Source organism: Coprobacillus sp. (assembly GCF_984815275.1).
On sequence record NZ_CFJNYH010000074.1, the window covers coordinates 1 to 6,567 of the forward strand.

The window sequence follows — 6,567 nt, forward strand, 5'->3', positions numbered from 1 at the left end:
TCGATAGGTGAAGACCTCCGCAACAAAAGACCCTTATAGGGTCTGTACATACCACGTCTTTTAGGCGTGGTTATGATTTAGAATAAATCTTTTGGATTTGTATAAGGTTTATCTAAAGCTTCGGCAACTGCCTGACAAGTGTAAAGTCCTTTGTAGGTATTAAGTCCTAATAAGAAACCTTCATCTTGTTTAAGGGCATCTAAACCATATTCAGCTAATTTTATAATATATGGTAAAGTTGCATTCGATAAAGCGATTGTAGATGTTCTTGGAACTGCTCCAGGCATATTAGCAACTGAATAATGAAGGACTCCATGTTTTGTGAAAGTTGGTTGGTCATGCGTTGTTGTATGATCACAAGTTTCTATACATCCACCTTGATCGATTGCAACATCGACAATGACACTACCTTCTTTCATTTCTTTAACCATATCTTCCGTTACAATCTTAGGGGCACGAGCGCCAGGGATTAAAACCGCACCAATAACAAGATCAGCTGTTTGAAGAGCGTTTCGAACATTATATTCATTGCTGTATATAGTATGAATTGTTCCATTGCTGATATCATCAATATAAGCCATTCGTTGGGCATCGACATCAAAAACATGAACTCTGGCCCCTAGACCGCTAGCAATACGGGCAGCATTGAAGCCAACAGTACCACCACCAATAATAACAACATCTGCTGGCATAACTCCTGGAACACCACCAAGAAGCAAGCCACTTCCACCATTTGTTTTTTGCAATAAATTTGCACCAACTTGAACTGACATACGTCCAGCAACTTCACTCATTGGTGTTAAGAGTGGAAGACTGTTGTTTTTGCCAATAACTGTTTCATAGGCAATTGCAGTTGTTTTTGATTTCATTAACGCTTCTGCAAAAGGTTCATTACTTGCAATATGCAGATACGTAAAGACCATCTGATCTTCACGTAAATATTGATATTCACTCTCTAAGTATTCTTTGACTTTGACAATCAGGTTGGCTGATTTGAATACTTCTTCTCTATGACAAACAGTTCCACCAACTGTTTGATACTCTTCATTTGAAAAACCACTACCTAAACCAGCATTTTCCTCAATAAGGACAGTATGCCCTAATTTGACTAATGAAAGAACACCTGCTGGTGTTAATGAGACACGATTTTCATTGTTTTTGATTTCTTTTGGAATTCCAATAATCATATTTTCACACTCCGTTTCTATTGCCACATTATAACATGAACTTACAGATAAAGTAAATTTATTTTGGATAGGTATAGTGGTTATCTATTGAATTTCGTTGAAAATATTTGTAGTTTTGGTTGATGAAAAGAAATAACTTTGATAGAATGTCTATTGCAAGTCAAGGAGGTTAAAAGATGATTGAGGAACTAATTCAATGTGGAGACTATCAACAGGCTTTAACGATGCTAGAAGATATGGATGATGAAAGTGTAAGATATTTAAGATTGGTGTGTTTGGTAGGAATGGGAGAATATCAACAAGCTAAAACAGAAGGGGCATGGGCAAAAGCAAATGCTAAAGAAACTTATTATGATGTTGTTTCTATGTATGTGACAACATTAAAAGAATTGGGTGAGTTTGAAGAAGCTATTAATATTTTGATTGAAGAGTTATCTATGCCTTATATTCCTTATCAATATGAAACTTTATTTAATACTGCGTATGATGAAGTTCTGTTAGATAAACAAGAAGCAAACTATGAAGTTGAATCGAAAAACCAAATTTTCTCAATTGAAGAAATTTCACAGGTCTTAAAAAACAAGGAATGTAATGAAGATTTGTTATATATGGCACTAGATCAATTACAACAATTAAATGTTCGCATGATTATTCCCGTTATTCAAGATTATTTGATGAATCCTCAGAATCATTTTTTTGCTAAAACATTACTGATCGAAATTATGATTGACCAACAAATAGATGAAGATATACAGGTTGAAAAATTTGGTAGATATTATGATATCAATCCAAGTTATATGGCATTAGTTCTTGAACAAACTCAGTATGCTGAAACTTTAAAATATTTACAAAACGGTATTGAAGATGAAAACCCATCACTCTTTGAGCAATGTGTTGAATATCTTGAATATACTTTATATGCGTTATATCCACAAGATATATATGAAGAAGATTGTCATGTTTTAGCAGCAGCAATTCATTATTATGTCGCAACTTTGCAGTCTATGGATATTGACTTGGATGATTTAGAAGTGATGTATTATTGTGATAAATTTGAGATTGAACAGCAAATTTTAGCACTCAAACAAATAGAGTGTTAAAATGGTTGCATTCTTATAATGATTCATGTATAATATGCATGTTGAAATAATGGAGGAAGTATAAATGGAAACAGTTTGTAACAAACTAGAAAAATGTATGATGGAAGTGAAAGTGACTTTCACAACTGAAGAATGGAAAAATGCTCAAGAAAAGGCATTAGAAAAATTAGCTAAAAATGTAAAAATTGATGGATTTAGACAAGGAAAAGCTCCAATGAAAATGGTGAAATCTAGAGTTGGGAAAGCTGCAATCTTAGAAGAAGCAACAGATGTTGTTTTAAAGAAAAGTTATGCTGCTATCTTACTAGATAACAATATTCAACCTGTTGGTCAACCTCAAGTTCAAATTGATGAATTAACAGAAGATGTTTTAAAAGTAACAGTCACAGCTCCTGTTGCACCTGAAGTGACTTTAGGACAATATAAAGGATTAGAAGTGAAAAAAGGAACTGTTAAAGTAACTAAGAAGGAAATTGAAGCTGAATTAGCTAACTACCAAAATCAATTTGCTGAATTAGTCATTAAAGAAGAGGGAACTGTAGAAAATGGTGATACTGCAGTCATTGACTTTGAAGGTTTTAAAGATGGTGTTGCATTTGAAGGTGGAAAAGCTGAAAATCATTCATTAGAAATTGGATCAGGGTCATTTATTCCTGGTTTTGAAGAACAAGTTGTTGGTATGAAAGTAGGGGAAGAAAAAGAAATTCATGTGACTTTCCCAGAAGAATATCAATCAGCTGAATTAGCTGGTCAAGAAGCTGTCTTCAAAGTGAAAGTACATGAAATTAAAACAAAAGTTTTACCTGATATTGATGATGAATTAGCAAAAGATGTTAATATTGATGGTATTGAAACATTAGCTGATTTGGAAACTTATACAAAAGAACAAATCAAGAATAAAAAACAAACAGAAGTAGAATCTAAATTTAGTGATGATATCTTTAACGCGGTTATTGAAAACACTCCATTAGAAGTTCCAGAAGCAATGATTGAAACAGAGACACAAACAATGTTAAGAGAAGTTGAACAAAATTTATCACAACAAGGTTTGAATATGGAACTGTTCCAGCAGTTAACTGGAAAAACAATGGAAGATATGAAAGCAGAAATGAGCGAACAAGCTGAAAAACGTGTAAAATTTAATTTGATTTTAGCTGAAATTGCTAAAGCTGAGAATATTGAGATTTCTGATGAAGAAGTTGATGATGAGATCAAAGAAATTGCGACTTATTATGGTCGAGAATTTGATGAAGTCAAAACAATTTTTGAAGCTCAAATGGGACAAATCAAATCAGATTTAGCAACTCGTAAAGCAGTTCAACTAATCAAAGATAACGTGAAATAAGACGCTTGATGCGTCTTGTTTTGTTAAGTCATTTGATTAGACAAAGGTGATATTATTATATATAATGATGTCGAATGAAAAGGAGGTAATGAATTATGGAAGAATTAGATATTGTAGTTGATTTACCTGTCATTTGTACAAGAGGAATGATTGTTTTTCCTAACCATGAAATTTCTTTAGATGTTGGAAGAGATTTTAGTCTAAAAGCTATTGAAAAAGGTGTGAATGAATTTGATGAAAATATCGTCTTTATTTCTCAAATCAATCCACTTGATGAAAATACAGATTTTGAACATGTTTATCACTTTGGGACTTTATGTAAAGTGAAAAGAAGAATTAAAAGAGATAATCATGGAACAATCAAGTTGACTGTTGAAGGTCAAAAAAGAGTAGAAATTTTAAATCTTGACGAAAAAGATGGATGTTTATTTGCAAAGACAAGATATCTTGAAGATATTGAAGGTGAAAAAACTGAAGAAATTGCATTGGTTCGCAAGGTGAGTGAACAAATGCAGTCAATGAATAAAAATCTACAAATGTTCCCACGTGAAGTTTTTTCAAATCTTTCACAAGGGATGAGTGCAAGTGCATTGGCAGATACAATTGGTCAATATATCAATGTAGAATTACAAACAAAACAGAAAATCTTAGCTGAATGTGATATTAATAAGCGTTTGCTTCTTGTTTTAGGAAGTATGGAAGAAGAAAAGGTTATTAATGAATTAGAAGAAAAGATTAATTTAAAAGTCAAAGAAAGTATTGATGAAAATCAAAAAGAGTATTATTTAAGAGAAAAATTAAGAGCTATTAAGGAAGAGTTAGGAGATACTCCTAATAAAGAGGATGATGCAGATGCTATTCGTGAAGAATTAAATAATCATCCATATCCAGACTATATTAAAGAAAAGATCGAAGAAGAGTTAAGACGTTATGATATGATGCCATCTGCTTCATCAGAAGCTAATGTTGTAAGGTCTTATATTGATTGGGTTATGAAAACACCTTGGTATCAGGAAACTGAAGATGTTCAGGATATCAATGAAGTTGAGAAAGTCTTAAATGAAGATCATTTTGGATTAGAAAAACCAAAAGAAAGAATTGTAGAACATTTAGCTGTTAAACAAATGACACAATCTTTAAATGCTCCTATTATCTGTCTGGTTGGACCACCAGGTGTGGGGAAAACATCTATTTCTAAGTCTATAGCTAGAGCGCTAGGTAGAAAATTTGTGAAAGCATCATTAGGTGGAGTCAAAGATGAAGCTGAAATCAGAGGGCATCGTAGAACTTATTTAGGATCAATGCCTGGTAGAATTATACAAAGTATGAAAAAAGCCGGAGTTATTAATCCAGTTTTCTTATTAGATGAAATCGATAAGATGTCTAGTGATTATAAAGGGGACCCAACAAGTGCAATGTTGGAGGTACTTGACCCAGAACAAAATCAGTTCTTCTCAGATAATTATTTAGAAGAACCATATGATTTATCAAAAGTTCTCTTTATTGCAACTGCAAATGATTTAGGAAGTATTCCAGAACCATTACGTGATCGTTTAGAAATTATTGAAATTTCTTCATATACTGAACAGGAAAAATTAGAAATTGCAAAACGTCACTTACTAAAGAAGGAAAGAGAATTGCATGGTTTAAAAGAAGGACAATTGCATATTCCTGATGAGACAATGATGTATGTGATTCGTCATTATACAAGAGAAGCAGGGGTTAGACAATTGGAAAGATTGGTTGCTCAGATTTGTCGTAAATCAGTCTTAAAGATTTTAAAACAAGGTGATTTAGAGTTAACAGTCCAAGTCAGTGATTTAGAAGATTATTTAGGAAAAGCACCTTTTGAGCATACTAAGAAATTGGATAAACCGCAAATTGGTGTTGTTACAGGAATGGCATATACACAATATGGTGGAGATATTTTACCAATTGAAGTCAATCATTTTAATGGAAGTGGTAAGTTTATTATTACTGGTCAATTAGGTGATGTTATGAAAGAGTCTGCTTCTATTGCGCTTGACTATATGAAAGCCAATCGTGAAAAATACGGTTTGCAGAATATTGCTTTTGATAAAGAAGATATTCATATACATGTTCCAGAAGGAGCAGTCAAAAAAGATGGACCAAGTGCTGGAGTCAGCTTAACAACAGCAATTTTATCAGCATTCAGTAATCGTCCAGTGAGAGATGATGTTGCCATGACAGGTGAAATTACTTTGCGTGGGCAAGTCTTGCCAATTGGTGGCTTGAAAGAAAAATCTATTTCTGCACATCGTAGTGGTATTCGCAAGATTATTATTCCTAAAGATAATGCCAAGGATATTGATGATATTCCAAAATCAGTACAGGCTGATTTAGATATTGTTTTGGCTGACCATATTGATACAGTTTTAGAACATGCATTAATAAAATAAATAAAGGGGGGGCATGATTATGTCCCTTTTTATATGTCGAATAATTGTTTGATCATATGGACTGAGAATGAGTCATGGATTATTGAAATATATATTTTCTTTAGAAAGACGTATGTTTAACATAATCAGGCTGAAGTATTAAGATTTATATTTCTAAGAAGAATTTAAGAATCACAGATATCTTTTCTCATAGTTATTTTGTTTGAATTATGTTAAGATGAATAAGAAAACAGAAATAGGAAATAATAGAATGGAGGAAAACAATGTATAAAATTCATAAAGCTCAATTTATGCTATGTGCAGCATGGAAGTCACAATGGCCAGAAAATGATTTGCCTGAGATTTGCTTAGCTGGTCGTAGTAATGTTGGGAAATCAAGTTTTATTAACACGATTACGAATCATAGTAAGCTTGCAAAAGTCTCTGGGACACCTGGGAAAACTAGAACACTTAATTTTTTTAATATTAATGATGAACTGAGACTGGTAGATGTGCCAGGATATGGATATGCTAAA

General features: G+C 32.8%; 5 protein-coding genes. 4 read left to right on the top strand and 1 reads right to left on the bottom strand.

The genetic code is table 11. The features are described 5' to 3' along the window. Positions 1 to 77 precede the first annotated feature (77 nt). On the bottom strand, positions 78 to 1,187 hold the full coding sequence (gene ald, locus AC5M21_RS15635) for an alanine dehydrogenase (protein ID WP_008789755.1): 1,110 nt from the start codon (positions 1,185 to 1,187) through the stop codon (positions 78 to 80). Between the two features lie 176 nt (positions 1,188 to 1,363). Between ald and AC5M21_RS15640 the strand changes: the two genes are divergently transcribed. From AC5M21_RS15640 to yihA, 4 genes are all read left to right on the top strand, one after another. After that, positions 1,364 to 2,287 (top strand): hypothetical protein, encoded by a 924-nt coding sequence (locus AC5M21_RS15640; RefSeq protein WP_008789754.1) that lies wholly within the window; start codon positions 1,364 to 1,366, stop codon positions 2,285 to 2,287. A gap of 64 nt (positions 2,288 to 2,351) precedes the next feature. Then, positions 2,352 to 3,632: a trigger factor gene (tig, locus tag AC5M21_RS15645; RefSeq protein WP_008789753.1), complete on the top strand. Its 1,281-nt coding sequence runs from the start codon at positions 2,352 to 2,354 to the stop codon at positions 3,630 to 3,632. Positions 3,633 to 3,727: 95 nt separating this feature from the next. Further along, the gene (lon, locus tag AC5M21_RS15650; protein WP_008789752.1) at positions 3,728 to 6,052 is read left to right on the top strand and encodes an endopeptidase La; all 2,325 of its coding nucleotides are present in this window, start codon (positions 3,728 to 3,730) and stop codon (positions 6,050 to 6,052) included. Between the two features lie 263 nt (positions 6,053 to 6,315). Next, positions 6,316 to 6,567, top strand: a 252-nt coding sequence (gene yihA / locus AC5M21_RS15655; protein WP_493531527.1) for a ribosome biogenesis GTP-binding protein YihA/YsxC, incomplete at its 3' end; no start/stop codon positions are given.